21 protein-coding genes are annotated in these 19,108 nt (G+C 38.9%); 14 read left to right on the forward strand and 7 right to left on the reverse strand.

Annotated features, from left to right (window positions below; translation table 11 throughout):
* Window positions 1–46: 46 nt before the first annotated feature.
* From queG to RU86_RS01685, 5 genes are all read left to right on the forward strand, one after another.
* Complete coding sequence (queG, locus tag RU86_RS01665; protein ID WP_096813733.1) at window positions 47–1,123, forward strand: tRNA epoxyqueuosine(34) reductase QueG; 1,077 nt, start codon at window positions 47–49, stop codon at window positions 1,121–1,123.
* A gap of 1 nt (window position 1,124) precedes the next feature.
* Window positions 1,125–2,225 carry a peptide chain release factor 2 gene (prfB, locus tag RU86_RS01670; protein WP_096813734.1) on the forward strand — a complete coding sequence of 367 codons (1,101 nt, stop codon included), beginning with the start codon at window positions 1,125–1,127 and terminating at the stop codon, window positions 2,223–2,225.
* A gap of 73 nt (window positions 2,226–2,298) precedes the next feature.
* Entirely contained in the window at window positions 2,299–2,994 is a 696-nt protein-coding gene (gene ftsE / locus RU86_RS01675; protein ID WP_096813735.1) for a cell division ATP-binding protein FtsE, read from the forward strand.
* On the forward strand, window positions 2,987–3,922 hold the full coding sequence (gene ftsX, locus RU86_RS01680) for a permease-like cell division protein FtsX (RefSeq protein ID WP_096813736.1): 936 nt from the start codon (window positions 2,987–2,989) through the stop codon (window positions 3,920–3,922). The genes ftsE and ftsX overlap by 8 nt, the downstream gene beginning before the upstream one ends.
* A gap of 138 nt (window positions 3,923–4,060) precedes the next feature.
* Window positions 4,061–4,567: a GNAT family N-acetyltransferase gene (locus RU86_RS01685; RefSeq protein ID WP_096813737.1), complete on the forward strand. Its 507-nt coding sequence runs from the start codon at window positions 4,061–4,063 to the stop codon at window positions 4,565–4,567.
* Between the two features lie 38 nt (window positions 4,568–4,605).
* On the opposite strand, the gene RU86_RS01690 is transcribed toward RU86_RS01685, so the two are convergent.
* From RU86_RS01690 to RU86_RS01715, 6 genes are all read right to left on the reverse strand, one after another.
* Window positions 4,606–5,334, reverse strand: a complete 729-nt coding sequence (locus RU86_RS01690) for a hypothetical protein (RefSeq protein ID WP_096813738.1) — start codon at window positions 5,332–5,334, stop codon at window positions 4,606–4,608.
* Window positions 5,334–6,602: a serine--tRNA ligase gene (serS, locus tag RU86_RS01695; protein ID WP_096813739.1), complete on the reverse strand. Its 1,269-nt coding sequence runs from the start codon at window positions 6,600–6,602 to the stop codon at window positions 5,334–5,336. Before serS ends, RU86_RS01690 begins: the two co-directional genes overlap by 1 nt.
* Window positions 6,603–6,818: 216 nt before the next feature.
* Window positions 6,819–7,232 carry a DUF956 family protein gene (locus RU86_RS01700; RefSeq protein WP_243989982.1) on the reverse strand — a complete coding sequence of 138 codons (414 nt, stop codon included), beginning with the start codon at window positions 7,230–7,232 and terminating at the stop codon, window positions 6,819–6,821.
* A 45-nt stretch (window positions 7,233–7,277) separates the two neighbouring features.
* Window positions 7,278–8,189, reverse strand: a complete 912-nt coding sequence (locus RU86_RS01705) for a PTS system mannose/fructose/sorbose family transporter subunit IID (RefSeq protein ID WP_096813741.1) — start codon at window positions 8,187–8,189, stop codon at window positions 7,278–7,280.
* Between the two features lie 19 nt (window positions 8,190–8,208).
* Window positions 8,209–9,018, reverse strand: coding sequence for a PTS mannose/fructose/sorbose transporter subunit IIC (locus RU86_RS01710; protein ID WP_079506593.1), 810 nt, complete (start codon window positions 9,016–9,018; stop codon window positions 8,209–8,211).
* A gap of 67 nt (window positions 9,019–9,085) precedes the next feature.
* The gene (locus RU86_RS01715; RefSeq protein WP_096813742.1) at window positions 9,086–10,075 is read right to left on the reverse strand and encodes a PTS sugar transporter subunit IIB; all 990 of its coding nucleotides are present in this window, start codon (window positions 10,073–10,075) and stop codon (window positions 9,086–9,088) included.
* A 239-nt stretch (window positions 10,076–10,314) separates the two neighbouring features.
* Here RU86_RS01715 and RU86_RS01720 point away from each other — a divergent pair, with 239 nt between their 5' ends.
* Entirely contained in the window at window positions 10,315–11,217 is a 903-nt protein-coding gene (locus RU86_RS01720) for a LysR family transcriptional regulator (protein ID WP_096813743.1), read from the forward strand.
* Between the two features lie 183 nt (window positions 11,218–11,400).
* Window positions 11,401–11,883 (forward strand): EbsA family protein, encoded by a 483-nt coding sequence (locus RU86_RS01725; protein ID WP_096813744.1) that lies wholly within the window; start codon window positions 11,401–11,403, stop codon window positions 11,881–11,883.
* A 67-nt stretch (window positions 11,884–11,950) separates the two neighbouring features.
* Here the strand turns inward: RU86_RS01725 and RU86_RS01730 are convergent, their stop codons facing one another.
* Window positions 11,951–12,154 carry a ferredoxin gene (locus RU86_RS01730; RefSeq protein ID WP_096813773.1) on the reverse strand — a complete coding sequence of 68 codons (204 nt, stop codon included), beginning with the start codon at window positions 12,152–12,154 and terminating at the stop codon, window positions 11,951–11,953.
* A gap of 28 nt (window positions 12,155–12,182) precedes the next feature.
* On the opposite strand from RU86_RS01730, the gene RU86_RS01735 reads away from it, so the two are divergent.
* The 7 genes from RU86_RS01735 (at window position 12,183) to yidD (ending at window position 19,030) form a co-directional block, all read left to right on the forward strand.
* A complete protein-coding gene (locus RU86_RS01735) occupies window positions 12,183–12,659 on the forward strand; it encodes an SAG1386/EF1546 family surface-associated protein (protein WP_096813745.1) in 477 nt (158 codons plus the stop codon).
* 2 nt (window positions 12,660–12,661) lie between these two features.
* Window positions 12,662–13,327, forward strand: coding sequence for a (d)CMP kinase (gene cmk / locus RU86_RS01740; RefSeq protein ID WP_096813774.1), 666 nt, complete (start codon window positions 12,662–12,664; stop codon window positions 13,325–13,327).
* A gap of 52 nt (window positions 13,328–13,379) precedes the next feature.
* Complete coding sequence (locus RU86_RS01745; RefSeq protein ID WP_179296172.1) at window positions 13,380–14,663, forward strand: LCP family protein; 1,284 nt, start codon at window positions 13,380–13,382, stop codon at window positions 14,661–14,663.
* 221 nt (window positions 14,664–14,884) lie between these two features.
* Window positions 14,885–16,495 (forward strand): glycoside hydrolase family 13 protein, encoded by a 1,611-nt coding sequence (locus RU86_RS01750; protein ID WP_096813746.1) that lies wholly within the window; start codon window positions 14,885–14,887, stop codon window positions 16,493–16,495.
* A 154-nt stretch (window positions 16,496–16,649) separates the two neighbouring features.
* A complete protein-coding gene (locus RU86_RS01755) occupies window positions 16,650–17,321 on the forward strand; it encodes a response regulator transcription factor (protein WP_096813747.1) in 672 nt (223 codons plus the stop codon).
* Window positions 17,322–17,373: 52 nt separating this feature from the next.
* The gene (locus RU86_RS01760; protein ID WP_096813776.1) at window positions 17,374–18,684 is read left to right on the forward strand and encodes a sensor histidine kinase; all 1,311 of its coding nucleotides are present in this window, start codon (window positions 17,374–17,376) and stop codon (window positions 18,682–18,684) included.
* A 79-nt stretch (window positions 18,685–18,763) separates the two neighbouring features.
* Complete coding sequence (gene yidD, locus RU86_RS01765; RefSeq protein WP_218839027.1) at window positions 18,764–19,030, forward strand: membrane protein insertion efficiency factor YidD; 267 nt, start codon at window positions 18,764–18,766, stop codon at window positions 19,028–19,030.
* Window positions 19,031–19,108: the final 78 nt, after the last annotated feature.

Below are 19,108 nucleotides of genomic sequence, written 5' to 3' on the forward strand. Positions count from 1 at the left end.
GGCAAAAAAGAATAGCACTAAACAATCATAAAGAGAACAGAATAAGATGACTGACTTAAAACAACAAATTATTGCGATAGCAAAAGAAATAGGGATCTCTAAAATTGGCTTCACGACAGCTGATAACTTTGATTACTTAAAAAAAACACTGACGCGTGCACAAGAAGCCGGGACAAACTCAGGCTTTGAACATAAGAATATTGCGGAGCGTGTTGATCCCAAGCTATTACTTGCTAATGCCAAAACGATTATCGCAATCGCGGTCGCCTACCCAAATAAATTACCTCAAATGCCAGAAAAATCGGCTTACAAGCGGGGGAAGTTTTCACCATCCAGTTGGGGAATAGATTATCATGACATCCTAGCAGGGAAAATGTCCCTACTTGCCGAACGTATTTCAGAATTAACAGATGAATTTGACCATAAAGCTATGGTTGATACAGGTGCTTTGGTAGATACGGCTGTCGCAAGGCGTGCAGGTATCGGCTTTATCGGTAAAAGTGGCTTAGTGATTTCTAAAGAATTTGGCTCCTATATGTTTTTAGGTGAGCTGATTACAAATCTTGATATCGAACCAGATAGTCCAGTTGACTATGGGTGTGGTGATTGCGAGCGGTGTGTCACGTTTTGTCCGACAGATGCCTTAAATGGCGATACGACCATGAATGCCAAACGTTGTCTAAGCTTTCAGACGCAAAAAACAGGGTATATCGATGAAGAATTTCGGATTAAAACCAAGTCTGTTCTTTATGGCTGTGATATCTGTCAGATTGTTTGCCCCTATAACAAAGGGATAAATAGTGAACCACAGACCCCTATCGACCCTGAGCTTTCTTATCCAGAATTACAGCCCTTTATCAAGCTGACAAATAAAGAATTTAAAGAAAAATTTGGTGAGATTGCAGGCTCATGGCGCGGTAAAAATGTCTTACAGCGCAATGCCATCTTTGTATTGGCTAATCTTAATGATAAGACAGCGATTCCCTTATTGGAAGAGATTGCAGCAAATCCCCAAAATGCAGTACATCAAGAGGCTGCCCAATGGGCACTTGACAAGCTCAAGCGGACAAGTAAACATAATCGCCCTTTGAAAAAAAACGTAGAACGTGGTAAAATTAAGTAATATGGAAATTAGTGAAATTCGCAATCAAATTGCGCAAAATACAGAAAAAATGGCATCATTTCGTGATAATCTGGATCTGGATCGCCTAGAAGAAGAAATTGCCCTGCTTGATAATGATATGTCTGCACCTAGTTTTTGGGATGATAATATCGCTGCCCAAAAAATAGTTGAGCAATCCAATCAACTAAAGGCCAAATATGAAACGTTCATGGACATGCAAGCTATGTTAGATGACCAAGAAGTCATGCTTGAAATGATCGAAGAAGAAGATGATCTTGACATGCGTGAGGAATTGAGTCAGGAACTTGGCAAACTAAGTGCTAAGATGCAAGCTTATGAACTTGAGATGCTCCTTAATCAGCCTTATGACCATTTTAATGCCCTTTTAGAGATTCATCCGGGTTCAGGTGGTACTGAGTCGCAAGACTGGGGTAGCATGCTAATGCGGATGTATGAGCGTTGGGGCAACGCCCATAACTTTAAAGTGGAAGTCGTGGATTACCAAGATGGTGATGTCGCTGGTCTTAAGTCTGCAACACTCAAATTTACGGGTAATAACGCCTATGGCTTTTTACGGTCTGAAAAAGGGGTGCATCGCCTAGTACGTGTCTCTCCTTTTGACTCTCAAAACCGCAGACATACCTCGTTTACATCAGTGGATGTGATGCCTGAACTAGATGATTCGATTGAAGTAGATGTCAAGGATGCTGACGTAAAAATGGACACCTTCCGCTCTGGCGGCGCTGGTGGACAGAATGTCAATAAGGTATCGACAGGTGTCAGATTAACGCATACACCGACAGGGATTGTTGTCTCATCTACTATGGATAGAACCCAATATGGTAATAAAGATTTAGCGATGAAGATGCTAAAATCAAAACTATATCAGTTAGAGGTTGATAAAAAACAAGCAGAAGTAAATGAGCTCAAAGGAGATCAAGCAGATATTTCCTGGGGGTCACAAATCCGCTCATATGTCTTTATGCCTTATCAATTAGTCAAGGATACACGCTCAAATTATGAGACTAGCCAAATCGATAATGTTATGGATGGTGACCTGGATGGGTTCATTGATGCTTATTTGAAATGGAAGATGTTGTAAGCCTGTAATAAAAAACGAGTTATTTTTTTGTTATAATGATATTAATAATAAAAAAAACAGAAAGAATATAAATATGAGTAGTATTATTAAACTAAGTAATGCAACAAAAAAATATAATAATGGCACGACTGCCCTACGTAATATATCTGTCGATATTGAAGCTGGGGAGTTTGCCTATGTTGTAGGACCGTCTGGCGCAGGTAAATCAACCTTTATCCGCTTGCTTTATCGAGAAGCAAAATTGGATAAAGGTGACGGTGTAGTTGCAGGTTATAACCTCGGTAAAATCAGAAAGCGCGATGTGCCCATGCTACGTCGGTCGATTGGCGTTGTTTTCCAAGATTATAAATTATTACAGCATAAGACAGTCTATGAAAATATTGCCTATGCCATGGAAGTAATTGGCAAACGCCCACGTGAAATTAAAAAGCGCGTGATGGAAGTATTAGACTTAGTCGGCTTAAAGCATAAAGTCAGATCTTTCCCAAATGAACTTTCTGGTGGTGAGCAACAGCGTGTTGCTATTGCTCGCTCGATAGCAAATTCGCCCAAAGTGCTGATTGCCGATGAACCAACAGGGAACTTGGATCCAGAAAATTCATGGGAAATCATGAATTTACTAGAAAAAATAAATATCCAGGGGACAACCATCTTAATGGCCACACATAACTCACAGATTGTGAATACATTACGCCATCGTGTCATTGCGATTGAAAATGGTCGTATTGTCCGAGATCAAATAGAAGGAGAATACGGCTACGATGATTAGAACATTCTTTAAACACCTGTGGCAATCAATAAAGAACCTCCGAAGAAATGGCTGGATGACCGTTGCTGCCGTTTCATCTGTTACCATTACCCTCGTATTAGTAGGGGTTTTCTTAGCAGTTATTTTAAATACAACAAAATTAGCATCTGACTTAGAAAACAATGTCCGTGTCTCAACCTTTTTGAAGCTCGGTGTACATGACGACAGCAAAGAAATTGTGGATGCAAACGATCAATCAAAAAAAGTAACAAATCCTGACTACCATAAGATAGAACAAGCTATTAAGGCAGTACCAAATGTGTCAAAAGTGACCTATTCTAGTAAAGAAAATGAACTAGAAAAATTAACTAAATCACTTGGTAAGACTTGGAATATGTTTAAAGGAGATAGTAATCCACTCCATGATGTGTATATCGTGGAAGCAAATAAACCTGAAAATGTGACAAAAGTTGCTGAAAATATTAGCAAAGTTGCGGGTGTTGACCGTGCAGATTACGGTGGAACTAATACTAAAAAGATTTTTGGCTTATCTAAAGTAATCAGAACTTGGGGTCTTGCTGCTGCTGCACTGTTACTATTTGTTGCCATCTTCTTGATTTCAAACACGATTCGGATGACTATTTTGTCTCGTCAACGAGAAATTCAAATCATGCGACTTGTTGGTGCTAAAAATGGTTATATTCGTTGGCCTTTCTTTCTTGAAGGCGCATGGGTAGGTATACTTGGTGCGATTTTGCCAAGTATACTTATCGGATTTGTTTATCGAATCGGTTATGTTGGCTTACAGAAATCACTTGCACAACAAGATTTATACTTGCTAAATCCTAATACCTTTGTGCCACAACTTATCATCCTAATGGTGCTGGTTGGTATGGTCATTGGTTCTATCGGATCGATTATTTCGATGCGACGTTTCCTAAAAGTATAAGCATAACACAAAGAAATCTTCATAACTTTAAAAATATACTCAAACTATTGATAATGATCAATACTTCGAGTTATTTTTTTATCACATCAGCTAGCTTGACCGGACTAGCTAGTCATAACAGAAAATAAAGGAGTATTTGTGACAGCAATAACAGTTAACCCAATTAAAACGAGTGAAGAAATTGATCACTTATATGAACTGATCAAAATCATCTGGCCAGAAGTATTTACGACACTACTTGGTGAAGCACATGTTGCCTATATGCTAGACAACTATCAGTCTCCTGAGAAAATAAAATCAGAGATAGATGCTGGAGTAGTCTATTATTTCGTTGAAGCTGAAGAAGAAATCGTCGGTTATTTAGCCTATGACCTAAAAGCAGATCATATGTATATCAGTAAACTCTATTTGCTAAATAGCGTGCGGGGAAAAGGCCTATCGCGAAGTATGTTGGCTTGGTTAGAAAATACAGCGCTTGCTAACCATAAAGATAAACTCATGCTGAATGTGAATCGATTTAATGCACGTGCAATCTCTGTTTATAAGCATATGGGATTTGAGAGTACAGCAGAAATTGATACCCCTTTTGGTGATTTCATGCTAACCGATTATCGGATGGAAAAACAGCTGTCGTCTAAGGTTTGAAAAAATAAAGCCACAATTCATCTGAATTGTGGCTTTTATCATTTAACGATGGTATGACTATCTAAGGTTCTGCCAGTACTGTCCTTTAAAACAAGCCATGAATTCGTACCCGCAAAAAACAAGAGATGACCAACTTCATTAACTGATTTGAGTTGAATATCAGCAGTCGTCTTAAAATCAGGTCCTATCGCATCTGCATGTTCTTGACGTAAGGTTAAGGCAAATTTTTGAGAAAATCCGACGGATCCATCTTTATTTAGTGGTGTTTCTTGCTTGAGAGATGCACCTTTTTTGATAACCAATTCCTGGCGTTTTACCCAATAAACCTCAGCTTTTGCCCCATCATAATCGACATAAAAGGGACTATCTACTAGTGTTTTTGAAAAGCGATGCTGTGCTTTGGCAGCTGCCTTTGGTTTACTCGGTTTTTGGGTGCTATCAGATAGACTGGTTAAGGTATAGCCTAATCTATCAAGAAAGGGGCTAATCTGATCAAGGTAAGCTTTGATAATTTTACCTTGATTAGCAGGTAAGGTTTCACCAAGCAGATATGCTGTGAAATAAGCTGGATCAATATCATCAGGTAAGATAAAAGATAAGCGTCGGTCAGCCTCACTTTTGGACCTTACCAAGCAAGCACCTTGACAGTAAAGGTGGGCAACTGTGCTGCTATCATCGGGGATATCAAGCAAGTCGCTAATGACTAGCCGGCCTAACTGATCAGGAAAAGTTAAAGTGAGTCTATTATATTCAAAAGGATTAGTCATTATTTGATCACACTGATACCACCGAGATAAGGGCGAAGCACTTCAGGAACTGTAACAGAGCCATCAGCATTTTGGTAGTTTTCAAGAATAGCAGCAACTGTACGGCCAACAGCTAGTCCAGACCCATTTAAAGTATGAAGCAGTTGTGTTTTACCTGATGCATCACGGTAACGGATTTGCGCACGACGTGCTTGGAAGTCTTCCGTATTTGAACAACTAGAAATTTCACGATAGGTGTTTTGAGCTGGAATCCAAACTTCCAAATCAAAGGTCTTAGCTGCTGAGAAGCCCATGTCACCAGTTGATAGCGCCAATACACGATAAGCTAAGCCTAGTTTTTCAAGAATATTACCAGCATCTGCCACCATCTTATCCAGTTCTTGGTATGAGTCTTCTGGTTTAGTAAATTTAACCATCTCTACCTTATGGAATTGATGAAGGCGGATGAGACCACGCGTATCACGCCCAGCAGAACCAGCTTCTGAACGGAAAGACGGACTCATGGCTGTGAAGTAAATGGGCAAGTCCTTGCCATCGATAATTTCATCACGGTAGTAGTTAGTCAGTGGCACTTCAGCTGTTGGAATCAAGACGAAATCACTATCAGCTAACTCAAAGGTATCTTCTTTGAATTTTGGATACTGACCAGTTCCGTACATAGACTCATGATTGACCATATAAGGGGTAATCATTTCAGTGTAGCCTTCTTTAGCATGTTCATCGAGCATAAAGTTATAGAGGGCACGTTCTAAGCGTGCGCCTAAGCCTTTATAGAACAAAAATCTTGAGCCAGTGACCTTAGCGCCACGCTCCCAATCTAAGATGCCTAGCTTTTCGCCTAAATCCCAGTGCGCTTGTGGCTCAAAATCAAAGGTTGGTACATCACCTACACGTTTGACTTCGACATTATCAGCTTCATCAGTACCTACAGGCACACCATCAGCGGGGATATTTGGTAACAGTTCAATGATGGCAGTGACTTTCTCATCAAAGACAGCAAGTTCAGAATCAAGCGCTTTAATTTGACTAGAAACTGCTTGCATGTTTGCAATAGCAGTCGTCGCATCTTCTTTTTGTCGCTTAGCTAACCCAATCGCCTCAGAAGCCTCGTTACGTTGTTTTTTAAGCGCTTCAGTCTCGATAATTAACTCGCGTCTTTTGGCATCAAAATCACGTAGCTCATACAGTTTTTCAGGGGCCACACCACGTGTCTTGAGCTTAGCTTCAATGGTGTCAAAGTGATTGCGAATTTGTTTGATATCTAACATATTTTTCCTCCAAAAAATACCGTCAAAGTAGTAGTAGGGCGCATGACGCACGGTTCCACCTACTTTACCTGACGGTATCTCATTTATTTTACGAATTTTAAACACGGTAGAATTTCGAACGACTCAAAGAATTGCTTGCAATACCCGCAATCTCTCTAAACAGTGAGTCGTTTTACTTATCCGATAGCTTAATTATAGCAAGCCTAGCAAGAATAATCAACCTTTTCTGCGGGTAAATTTATTAATGAGTGTCCTGATGATGGTTGGTGCCTTGACAACCTTATCGTTGCCAAGTTGTTCACGAACCAATTTCAGAATTTTACCAGATTCTTTGGAAGAGAAACGCAGATGATTTTGACGCTTACTATTACCTTGGCGGTTTAGAACGACGACAATCTGACGCCCGATTTTGTTGCTTCTCGAAACGACACCCTCCACATGATAGATGGTGTCCCACGGAATTTGAATCGCATCCTCAACATTTGCATCATTAAAAAACTCAAATGCTTTGTCACCGATCAGCAGTTTACCATAAACACTACCAAGCCCAACATAGGCAATGGCAGCAAAAGGTGTAGACGTTTTTGTATTAAGTGATTGTACCATGACTTTATTATACCAATTTTCCATTAAAAAAGCCTGTCAAAACGACAAGCTTTTCTAGAATAGCAAGGCTTACATAATGTGTAAGACGTGCATCACAACACCAAAGATAAATAATCCAAGGATGATAATGATTGGAGAAACTTTTTTCTTAAGTAACCACATGCAAAGGAAAGTTAAGAGCAAGCCAGAAAGACCTGGAATCAAACTATCTAAGTTGTTTTGTAGTGTTGTTACTTTTTCAGGTGTTTGAGAAAGGCCTGAACCTACTTGTGCAAAGGCTTCTTTGATACCTTTAGAACCACTAGCAAGTTTATCCCACTCGATGTAAGCACCTTGAGATAATTTTACTTTAGACACTTCAACGACAAACTTAATAGATACCCAACGTTCAACAAGAACGGCTAGGATAAACATACCAAGGATAGAAGCACCTTTAGTAATATCTTGTAGGACACCACCAGATAAGTCAGCTGTGATAGAAGAACCAGCTTTGTAACCAAATTCTTGTGTATACCAGATGAATGCCCAACGAATCACGTTCCAAAGAACAAAGAATAAGATTGGACCTACGATGTTACCAGTCAAGGCAAGTGAAGCCCCGATAGCACCAAGGATAGGACGAACTGTAAACCAGAATACTGGATCACCGATACCAGCAAGAGGTCCCATCATACCAACTTTAACGCCTTGAATTGCAACGTCATCGATAGCAGCACCATTAGCGCGTTCTTCTTCAAGAGCAAGTGTTACACCGATAATCGGGCTTGCTACGTAAGGATGGGTATTAAAGAATTCCATGTGACGTGTCAACGCAGCAGCACGGTCTTCTTTTGTAGTATAAAGTTTTTTAATTGCTGGGATTAACGAGAATGCCCAACCTAAGTTTTGCATACGTTCGTAGTTCCAAGAACCTTGAAGGAAAGTAGAACGCCAAGCAACGGCTAAACGGTCATTTTTTGAAAGTTTAATTTTTTCACTCATAATAATCTTGTCGTCCTTTCTAGTATTCGTTTAAGATGTCGCCGATAGGATCGGTACTGCCAGAATTTCCGCCAGATCCGTTTCCATTACCGCCCATTTTTGAAAGATTGAGGTAAATGAGGGCAAGGGCAAGTCCAACTGCACCAAGTGCGATAAGTGTCAAGTTAGTCACTGCAGCAAGTGCGAAACCAATAGCAAAGAAAGGCCAAACTTCACGTGATGCCATCATGTTGATAACGAGGGCATACCCTACGGCAACAACCATACCACCACCGATAGCCATACCATCTGTTAACCAGGCAGGCATTGCGTTAAGCGCATCTTGTACTGATTGTGTTGGTACTAAAATCAAAGCCAATGCAGGCACGACAATACGAATACCTTGTAGGAACAAGGCGATGAAGTGGAAGCGTTCAAGACCAGCGAAGTTACCTTTAGCAGCTTCAGCATCGGCACCATGAACGAGACCAACAGAGATTGTACGAACGATCATTGTAAGGAAGAGACCAGCAACTGAAAGTGGGATCGCTGTTGAAAATGCAACAGTAATGCCTTTTGTATCAAAGTTACCAGACTGAACCATAATAATAGCAGCAGCAACACCAGCAAGTGCAGCATCAGGCGCAACAGCAGCTCCGATGTTTGCCCAACCAAGTGCCATCATTTGAATTGTACCACCAAGAATAATACCAGCTGTCAAATGACCAGTCACAAGACCAATCAATGTACAAGAAATAATAGGTTGGTGAAATTGGAATTGGTCCAAGATGCCTTCAAGACCTGCAAAGAAAGCAATGATGAGAACCAAAATAATAGATATAATTGACATATATAGTTCCTTTCGATAGGATATTTAGCTAATCCGCTTACCTATAAAATAGAAAAGCGACTGCTATTTATTTAATGTTAGCTTTTTTGATCAAATCGAACAAATTAGCTTTTGAGTCATTTGGTACTTTACGGACGTCAAATTTAACGCCAAGATCACGAAGCTTTTCAAAAGTTTCGACATCTTTTTCATCCATAGATAAAACTTTATTAACCATTACTTTACCAGTAGAGTGCGCCATAGAACCAACGTTAACTGTGTCTAATGGGACACCAGCTTCAACAACGGCAAGCACGTCTTGTGGATTTTCAAATAATAAAAATGCATGGGTATTACCAAAACGTGGGTCTTTTGCAATTTCAATCATTTTAGCGATTGGAATAACGTTTGCTTTGACACCATTTGGTGCAGCTTGACCGATCAGTTGTTTACGCATCTCATCTTTAGCAACTGCATCAGATACAACGATGATGCGATCTGCTTTAGAGTCAGGTGTCCAAGCTGTTGCAACTTGACCATGAAGTAAGCGTGTATCGATGCGGACAAGATTAATTTTAAGTTTGCCGTCACCGATAACAGTGCCTTCAGGGATAGCAGCAACTGCAGCAGGTGCTGCTGATGCTACTGGTGCTAGTTCTTCTGGTTGAAGCGTTTCTGGCAAGATTCTAATGCCGTCTTTTGCTTCTTTCAGGATGTTTGCAACGACTTTTTCTAAGCCGGCTTCAGCATCCATCATCCGTTCTGTGTAGGCTTGAATTAACATAGGTAAATTCAAACCAGTGATAATGGCGATGTTTCTGTCAGGATTTTCTCCTAAAACAGCGCTTGCTTGGTTAAATGGAGAGCCACTCCATAAATCAGCAAGGACCAAAATCTCATCATCAGCGTCAAATGTAGCGATTGCAGCGTCGATTTTGGCGCGCAAATCATCTGGACCTTCGCTAGGCATGAAAGTGACCGTTTGGACTTTTTCTTGCTCACCGAAAATCATTGAGCCTGATTGATGGATTCCTTCGGCAAATTCGCCGTGGCTCGCAATTACGATTCCGATACTCAAATTGAGTTCCTCCTTATAAAATAGTAAGAATAATTATTACTTACTCATTCTACACCTTTATCCTTAATAAAACAACATAAGATGACATGAAACAAGTAAAAAAAGCGATTTCAGAAAACGGTTACGAAAGCGCATGAATACACTCCTCCTAGTAATTTTTCTAGTAATGTTATAGAATATAACTATAACAAATTACCATAATGGGCTTGATTCGGATAAGAAAGGTATAAGAAAATACTATGAGGATACAACAATTAAAATATATTATTAAAATCGTCGAAACTGGTTCAATGAATGAAGCATCTAAACACCTATTTGTGACCCAACCTTCCCTATCTAATGCAGTGCGAGAATTAGAAGAGGAGATGAATATTAAGATTTTTACCAGATCAACGCGTGGCATTACACTGACTTCAGATGGTGCAGAGTTTTTATCTTATGCAAGACAAATCGTAGAACAGACAGAGTTACTAGAAGAACGTTATAAATTTAATCGAGAGAAAAAAGAGTTGTTTGCGGTATCTGCCCAGCATTATGCTTTTGTGGTTGAAAGTTTTGCAAGTATCCTCCATGAGAGTGACATGAGGAATTATGAACTTATATTACGTGAAACCAGAACACATGAGGTGATAGGAGATGTTAGAGATTTCAGATCAGAGATTGGCGTTTTATATTTAAATGATTTTAATCGTGATGTGCTAACGAAACTATTTAGTGATAGTAACCTTGAATTTACGCCATTATTTCAAACAGCACCCCATATTTTCATTTCAAAACAGCATCCTTTGGCCGATAGAGCATCTGTTAAAATAGAAGAAATGTCTGCATTTCCTTATTTAAGCTATGAACAAGGGGAGCGCAACTCGTTTTATTTTTCTGAGGAAATTCTTTCAACTGCCAGACATGATAAGTCTATTGTGGTGTCAGATAGAGCAACCTTGTTTAACTTGCTTATTGGACTTGATGGCTATACCATCTCAACAGGCGTTTTAAATAGTGACTTAAATGGGGATGAAATTGTAAGTGTGTTATTAGATATAGATGAAACAATTGAGATTGGTTATATTACCCATAAGAAGGGCTTACTATCGGATCTTGGACAACGTTTTTTAGCTGAATTAAAAGGTAAGGTTACGACATAGAACTTGCTTATATTTAACGCATCGCTTTTGTAGATTATCCTAAAATATAAAGGTTAAATTGTAAATCAATTGATGGGAAAAAGATAAATCATCCGATTTTTTTATTGGGTTATTTATGTTTTATTTAGGAAAATATGATAAGATTAAGGTATAGTACGAGATAGAGACGAGGAATTAAGAAGCGTGATTAAAATATTTGGAAAATATAGGTATCATTGGCAACCAGAGCTATCTTTTACAATTATTTACTGGTGTCTCTCAGTAACACCTATTTTTATTAGCTTAGCACTATTATATGAGAATACCCAAATTTCTACCTCTTCTTTTGTCTTATTTATTATCTTTGTTGTGCTGGTTTGGCTTGGTTTTCAGCGTTACTTTGAAATCTCTGAAGATGAGGACTTGCTCCTTTCTCGTGGGTTAGTACCGGGTTACGCAGCTAAAACTGTGATATCAAGTATCACTAAAGTAGCAGTCAGTAAAAGAGCAATTATCATTTATGATGATCGGACAACTAAAGGTAGAATCTTTTATATGAGAAAATGGCCCAAAAAATATTTTATTGATACTTTAACTATCAACCCTAATTTTAAGGGTGAGTTAATTTTAATTGGTCAATTGGATCATTATTTTAATAGTTATCTAAAAGATAAAAAACAACATTAATCGCTAACTTATGATCAGTATTGTCACCAAAAAATAGGTTGACATAAAAAAAGAGTCTGCCCCTTAGTCAGGTCAACTCTGATTTTATTCTAATAGCATGAGTAGGACAGGTCTTAGCTGCTTGAGTAAGACTTGGATGGGATGGTATTTCAAGGACTGTCTCATCATTTTCAAAGCGAACTAAGCCATCGATATCGTAATCGAAAATTTTATTGTAGGTATGGCAAAGACCACAGGCGATACACTGTTCTGGTAGGATTTCTATTATCATAGTATTAGTATAACAAAGAAAGGGCATCATGGCCAAAAATAAAGAACCATGGAATAACGAAATATATGGCGCCATGCAAGAGTCACGAGAAGGTGCGCCGCCGAAACGTTCAAATAAAAAGAAGCAAGCATCAACAAATTTTCTGACGTTTCTAGTCGTTCTCTTAGTTGTCATCATTGGTGGTATTATCATGATTATTGTTTGGAACAATCGTCTAGTTGATAACACAAAAATCTCATCGAGCTTTTATACAAGTAAATCGAGTGTCTCAAAATCAGTGTCTTCAGAAGCATCAAGTAGTGCGCAAGCAGCATCTTCAGAAGCACCACCAGCAAGTTCGTCGTCAGCTGCACCTGCAGGTGATACAACAACAGTCCTAGCAGGAGAAGGCTTATATGCTATTGCGGCTAGAACGGGTGCATCTGCTGAAGCAATTGCAAAAGCTAACGGGATGACTGTGGCAAATTGGTACGCTAACCCAGGGGATGTAGTTAAATTAAAATGAATATAAAAAATATACGAATTGCGATTGACGGACCAGCTTCCAGTGGTAAATCAACAGTCGCTAAACTAATTGCTAAGGACTTTGACATCATTTACCTTGATACGGGTGCCATGTATCGTGTTGCAACCTACATTGCACTTTGTAATGGGTTAGATGACACAGATGGTCCAAGTATCATAGGGTTATTAAAAGAGAATCCAATTTCCTTTGGGAACTCACCGGAAGGTCAGCTTGTTTATACTGGTGAAGTCGATGTAACACATGCCATTCGACAAAACGATGTTACAAATGCTGTCTCCAAAATTTCAGCTGTAGCTGAAATTCGGGACTATTTGGTCGATGTTCAGCGCGAGATTGCAAGTCATGGTGGCATTGTCATGGATGGCCGAGATATTGGGACTGTCGTATTACCTGATGCCGAACTGAAAATTTTTCTAGTTGCATCTGTTGAAGAACGTGCGCAACGGCGGTACAAAGAAAATTTACAAAAAGGCATAGAAACGGATTACGATTTGTTGAAATTTGAGATTGCTGAGAGAGATCGTAAAGACACAACACGATTAGTTAGTCCTTTAAAACAAGCAAGTGATGCAATCCTCATCGATACAACCGGTATCAATATTTCAGAAGTTGTCTCAAAAATAGAAGATTATGCAAGAAAAGTCTGACTTTGTTCAGCTTTTTTTTTACATTCTGTAAGCATTCTGTTAAAATGGGAGAATGGATCAAAGAGTAAAATTAAGAATAGACTATTTACATGCAAATCTCAAGTATCTAAATGATGCAGAGCTAGCAGAATATAATCGATTGACTGGACAGCATTTTATACGGCAAAGTCAAGCGCCACAGCAAGATGAACGCTATGATAATGGTCAATTTAATCAGAACGCCCAATATGGTCATCAAGGCCAGGATCGTCCTGATATGCACCAGCAACAAGCTTATGATAGCTATGGTGGGCAACCTAATCCTAGTATGCATCACCCCAATCATAAAAAAAACAAGAAAAAGCGGAAAAAAGTAGGGTTTTTAAAAAAACTAAGACGTTTTATTTTGTTGGTCCTGATTTTAATGATCGGATTTTTCATATATGGGTATCAACGTGGTAAGAGTAAAGCGCCAGAAGGCTTGAAAACGGAAAAATTTTCTGGTAAGAAACCTGCTTCAGGCGCGATTAATATTTTAATCCTTGGGACAGACCAACGAGATTTTCAAAATACAGGTGATGCGCGAAGTGACTCTATTATGGTCATGCAGATTAATAGCAAAGATCACAAGATTAAACTGGTCAGTTTTATGCGAGATACACTCGTCTATCAGCCAGGTGTTAGCCAATATGGCGCAGATACTAAGATCAATGTCGCCTATAATATCGGCGAACAAGATCATAATCAAGGTGCTGAATATATGCGTGAGGTTTTGAATAAAAACTTTGGCATCGACATTACTTATTACGCTTTGGTTAACTTTAACAGTTTTGCAACAGTCATTGACTCTCTCTACCCGATGGGCCTTAAAATAGATGCCCAATTTTCAACAGTTGATCAGCAAAAAGTGACTTCAGTTAAAGTGCCAGATGACTTGAATTGGACACCTGCTCATCAAGATCCAGTGCAAGTGATTAAAACGGGACCACAGAAGATGGATGGTCGTACCTTACTTAACTATGCAAGATTCCGTAAAGATGATGAGGGCGACTTTGGTCGTACCAAACGCCAACAACAAGTGATGAAGGCCATCATGTCTGGTGTTAAAAATCCCTTAACTCTGTTTACAGGCAGTTCAGCCTTGGGAACGATAAAAGGTGTGACCTCGACTGACCTGACAAATTCGTTCATGTTGACCAAAGCCCCACGCTTGTTGTTTGATGCAAGTAAGGGGATTGAAAGCCATACTGTACCTGAAAATGGTGACTGGGTTGATGCAATGGATCAATACGGTGGCGCCGGTTTATTGATTGATTTTGATAAGTACCAAGCTAAATTAAAAGATCTTTTGGGATAAATAGTTAGAAAACTGATTTGATTGATAAATCAGTTTTTTATTTATATAATAGGCACAGATAGTCTAGTTTATGTCCGAAAAAAGACGGGATTATCACTAAAAAAATAGGATAAAAATGGCATCAATGAAAAAATAGCAGGTGTCAAACAAGTGATGTTTGATGTCATCTGAATAAAAAATCCCAATAGATGTAAACCGCTTTAGAAGGAGAACTTAACGATATGACATTTGAAAAAAAATGGTGGCAAACAGCTGTTGCCTACCAAATATATCCCCGTAGTTATCAAGATTCTGATGGTGATGGTATCGGAGACATCAAAGGCATCACAAGTCGACTTGACTATCTAAAAAAACTTGGCATCACTGCCATATGGTTGAGCCCTGTATATGCTAGTCCCATGGATGATAACGGTTATGATATTTCAGATTATGAAGGGATTGCCAGTATCTTTGGTGACATGGTTGCCATGGATGAACTGCTAGCAGAAGCTAATCAACGTGGGATTAAACTGATCATGGATTTGGTTGTTAATCATACATCAGATGAGCATGCTTGGTTTGTAGAAGCCAAGAAGTCCAAAGCTAATCCCTATCGAGATTATTATGTCTGGCGTGATCAACCCAATCATCTGACATCGGCATTTTCGGGATCAGCCTGGCAATTAGATGAAGCAAGTGGTCAATACTACCTCCATCTGTTTTCTAAAAAACAGCCAGATTTAAACTGGGAAAATGAAAAAGTCCGTAAGGCTATCTATGATATGATGAACTTTTGGATTGATAAGGGTGTCGGCGGCTTTCGGATGGATGTGATTGACTTGATTGGTAAAATACCAGATCAGGAAATCACAGGGAATGGACCGAAATTACATGACTATCTGCATGAAATGAATCAAGCGACTTTTGGAGATAAGGATTTGTTAACAGTTGGTGAAACCTGGGGAGCAACACCTGAGATTGCCAAGTTATACTCAGCACCAGAACGTCAAGAACTTGCTATGATCTTTCAGTTTGAGCACATTAGCCTGTCTCATGAGCCGGAAAATCCTAAATGGGATGTCATCGCGCTAGATAAAACCAAGTTTAAAGCGGTTATCTCTAAATGGCAAACGGATTTGGGAGTAGGAGAAGGCTGGAATTCTCTCTTTTGGAATAACCATGATTTACCGCGTGCCATCTCTATCTGGGGAAATGATCAGGACAATCGGATTAAGAGTGCCAAGGCGTTTGCTATGTTGTTCCATTTCATGCGCGGGACACCCTTTATTTACCAGGGTGAAGAAATTGGCATGACCAACTACAAGTTTGAGATGATCGATCAAGTCAAAGATATTGAATCACTGAATATGTATGCAGAGCGGCTTGCCCAAGGCTATGCGCCTGATGACATCATGGCGAGTATCCGCGCTGTTGGACGTGATAATGCCAGAACACCCATGCAATGGGACACGACGGCATCTGCTGGATTTACAGCGGGTACACCGTGGCTTGCAGTAAATCATAATTATACCGAAATCAATGTGGCAGCAGCATTAGAGGATCCAGACTCAATCTTTTATACCTATCAAAAATTAATTGCCTTGCGCAAGCAAAATGACTGGATTGTCTATGGAGACTATCAGTTATTACCGACATCAGAAAATATTTTTGCCTACTTGCGTCAGTACAAAGGCAAAAAATATCTGATAGTCGTTAATTTCTCTGATGAATATGAGCAGTTTAACACCCATTTAGTTAAGGTAGCAGATATTATGAGTAATGGGTCAACACCAGACAGCCTGCTTGATATGACATTAACACCATGGGATGCCTTTGTTGTCACTGTAGAATAGACCGAGTAATCGGTTTTTTTCATAGTAGTCCAATTTGTCAGTAACACCTAGTTGATTTATGGTTACCTTAAGTCTTTTCCTATAAAATAGTGTAAAATAAATAAAAAGAGCGGTTATCCCATTATGGGGTAAATTAGAAAAGGAAGACAGGCCGATGATTAAAATATTATTAGTGGAAGATGACATTTCTCTATCTAATTCAGTGTATGATTTCTTAGAAAACTTTGCGGATGTTGTTCAAGTATTTGATGGTGACGAGGGATTATACGAGGCAGAAATGAATATCTATGATATGATTTTATTAGACCTCATGTTACCTGAAAAAAATGGCTTTGAGGTGCTGTCAGAGTTACGACAAAAAGGCATTAAGACGCCTGTCTTGATCATGACAGCTAAAGAGAGTATCGATGATAAAATACACGGATTTGATATTGGTGCTGATGATTACCTAACCAAACCTTTTTACTTAGACGAATTAAAGGCAAGAATTCAAGTCTTACTCAAACGTTATGGTAAAATTGAAGATACGTCAACCATTAAATATGATGATGCATTGGTAGTTAATACGGCCAACAATCGTGTGACCATATCCGGAGAAACAGTTGAGATTTTAGGTAAAGAATTCGACCTCTTACTCTATTTCTTGCAAAATCGAAATGTTATCCTACCTAAAGAGCAAATATTTGATCGAATTTGGGGGTTTGACAGTGATACGACGGTTACGGTAGTTGAAGTTTACATGTCTAAGCTGCGTAAGAAATTAAAAGGGACGAAGTTCGCAGAAAACTTGTCCACTCTACGTAATGTCGGTTATATTTTAAGATAATAGGTCTGTTTAGGAGAGAAATGTGAGAAAGTTGTTAAAGCACCGCAAAAAGATGAGTCGGCTTATCTTTAAATTTGACCTCAAGACTTTTTTCCACTTTGTTGTTGTCTTTACGATTATCTTTGGTGCCTTGACATTAATCATCTTACAAACGCTAACAACTGGTATCTATAAGACAACGGATGAAACAATAGGTAGACTATCCAAAAATCCACTTGTCTTACTAAGCCTCGCTTCCCGTGATAATTCTGATAGTAGTTCGCTATACCAAGTGGATAATTTTGATGACCCCATCTTGTCAGATTCACCAAAAGTTGCGCCTAATCAAACAGTCGTCTTATATGATAAAAATGGTAGAGTTTTAAATGCAAAATCAGATATTACCTCAACTACCCTCTCTTCAAATCTAAAGTTTAGCAAGGCTAACCTGTCAAAAATCACAACAGTGACCATGAAGACGGCAACTGGAGAAACCCTTCTTTATCGAACACGACTGTTTAAGGTCTCTTTTGACAAGCGGATTACGACAAATATTACCTATATTCAACTATTCGTAAATGTCAATCAACTTTCTGAAAGTCTTGCACGTAGTCAGTTCATTATCATGACGACGATGATCAGTTTTTGGTTAATTTCACTATTTGCAAGCATCTATCTGGCGCATTGGTCACAAAAACCGGTCCTGATTGCCTATGAAAAACAAAAGAATTTTGTTGAAAATGCCAGTCATGAACTCAGAACACCTTTAGCCATTTTACAAAATCGGTTAGAATTATTATTTCAAAGACCAACAGCTACCATCATTGACCAAAGTGAAAATATCTCTCAGAGTTTGGCAGAAGTTCGGAATATGCGCATACTGACGTCTAATTTACTTAATCTTGCTAAAAGAGATGATGGATTAAAGGTTGAATTGAGTGATGTTGACCAGACCTATTTCGAAGCGATATTTGAGAATTATCAGTTGCTTGCTGAAAATTCGCAAAAACAATTTTCAAGTAACGTTGCCCTCAAAGGATCTGTTAAGCTGGATGAAGGTCTGATTAGACAGGTTTTAACGATTCTTTTTGATAATGCGGTGAAATATTCTGACCCAGGTAGTGACATTACGATGACGGTTGATAAGATTGGTCAAAATTTGACCATCACGACAGCTGATAATGGCTATGGGATTTCAGATGATGACAAAAAGAAAATATTTGATCGCTTTTATCGTGTTGATAAAGCTCGGACACGTCAAAAAGGTGGTTTTGGCTTAGGCTTATCTCTAGCCAAACAAATTATTGATGCCTGCGGGGGCAAGCTAGAGGTCCAGGATAACCAGCCAAAAGGAACAAAATTCATCATCAAATTAAAAGTCTAATTAGTTATCGAAATTAGTTATCGAGATTAGCTATTGATAGTAGCAAAAGAAGGGAGTCATCAGCATGCTTAAAAATATCGTGAATCGCATACTCATTGCACCAGTTAGACTCTATCAGGTCGCAATTTCACCTTTGTTACCAGGTGCTTGCCGTTACCATCCAACCTGTTCTAACTATATGATTACGGCTATCCATAAACATGGTATCCTGGGTGTCGTGATGGGAACTGCTCGTATTTTGAGGTGTAATCCATTTGTTAAAGGTGGGATTGATTATGTACCAGATCATTTCTCCTTAAAAAGAAACGCAGTGAATCCCTATTCACGGAGCGCTAAAGATATATAACAAAAAAAATAAAAAATAACCGTAATTCTGGTTATTTTTTGTTATAATTTGATTAGCTATTTTATAGCAAAGTGAATG

The sequence above is a fragment of the Pseudolactococcus piscium genome, from assembly GCF_002441695.1.
Taxonomy (GTDB): Bacteria; Bacillota; Bacilli; order Lactobacillales; family Streptococcaceae; genus Pseudolactococcus; species Pseudolactococcus piscium.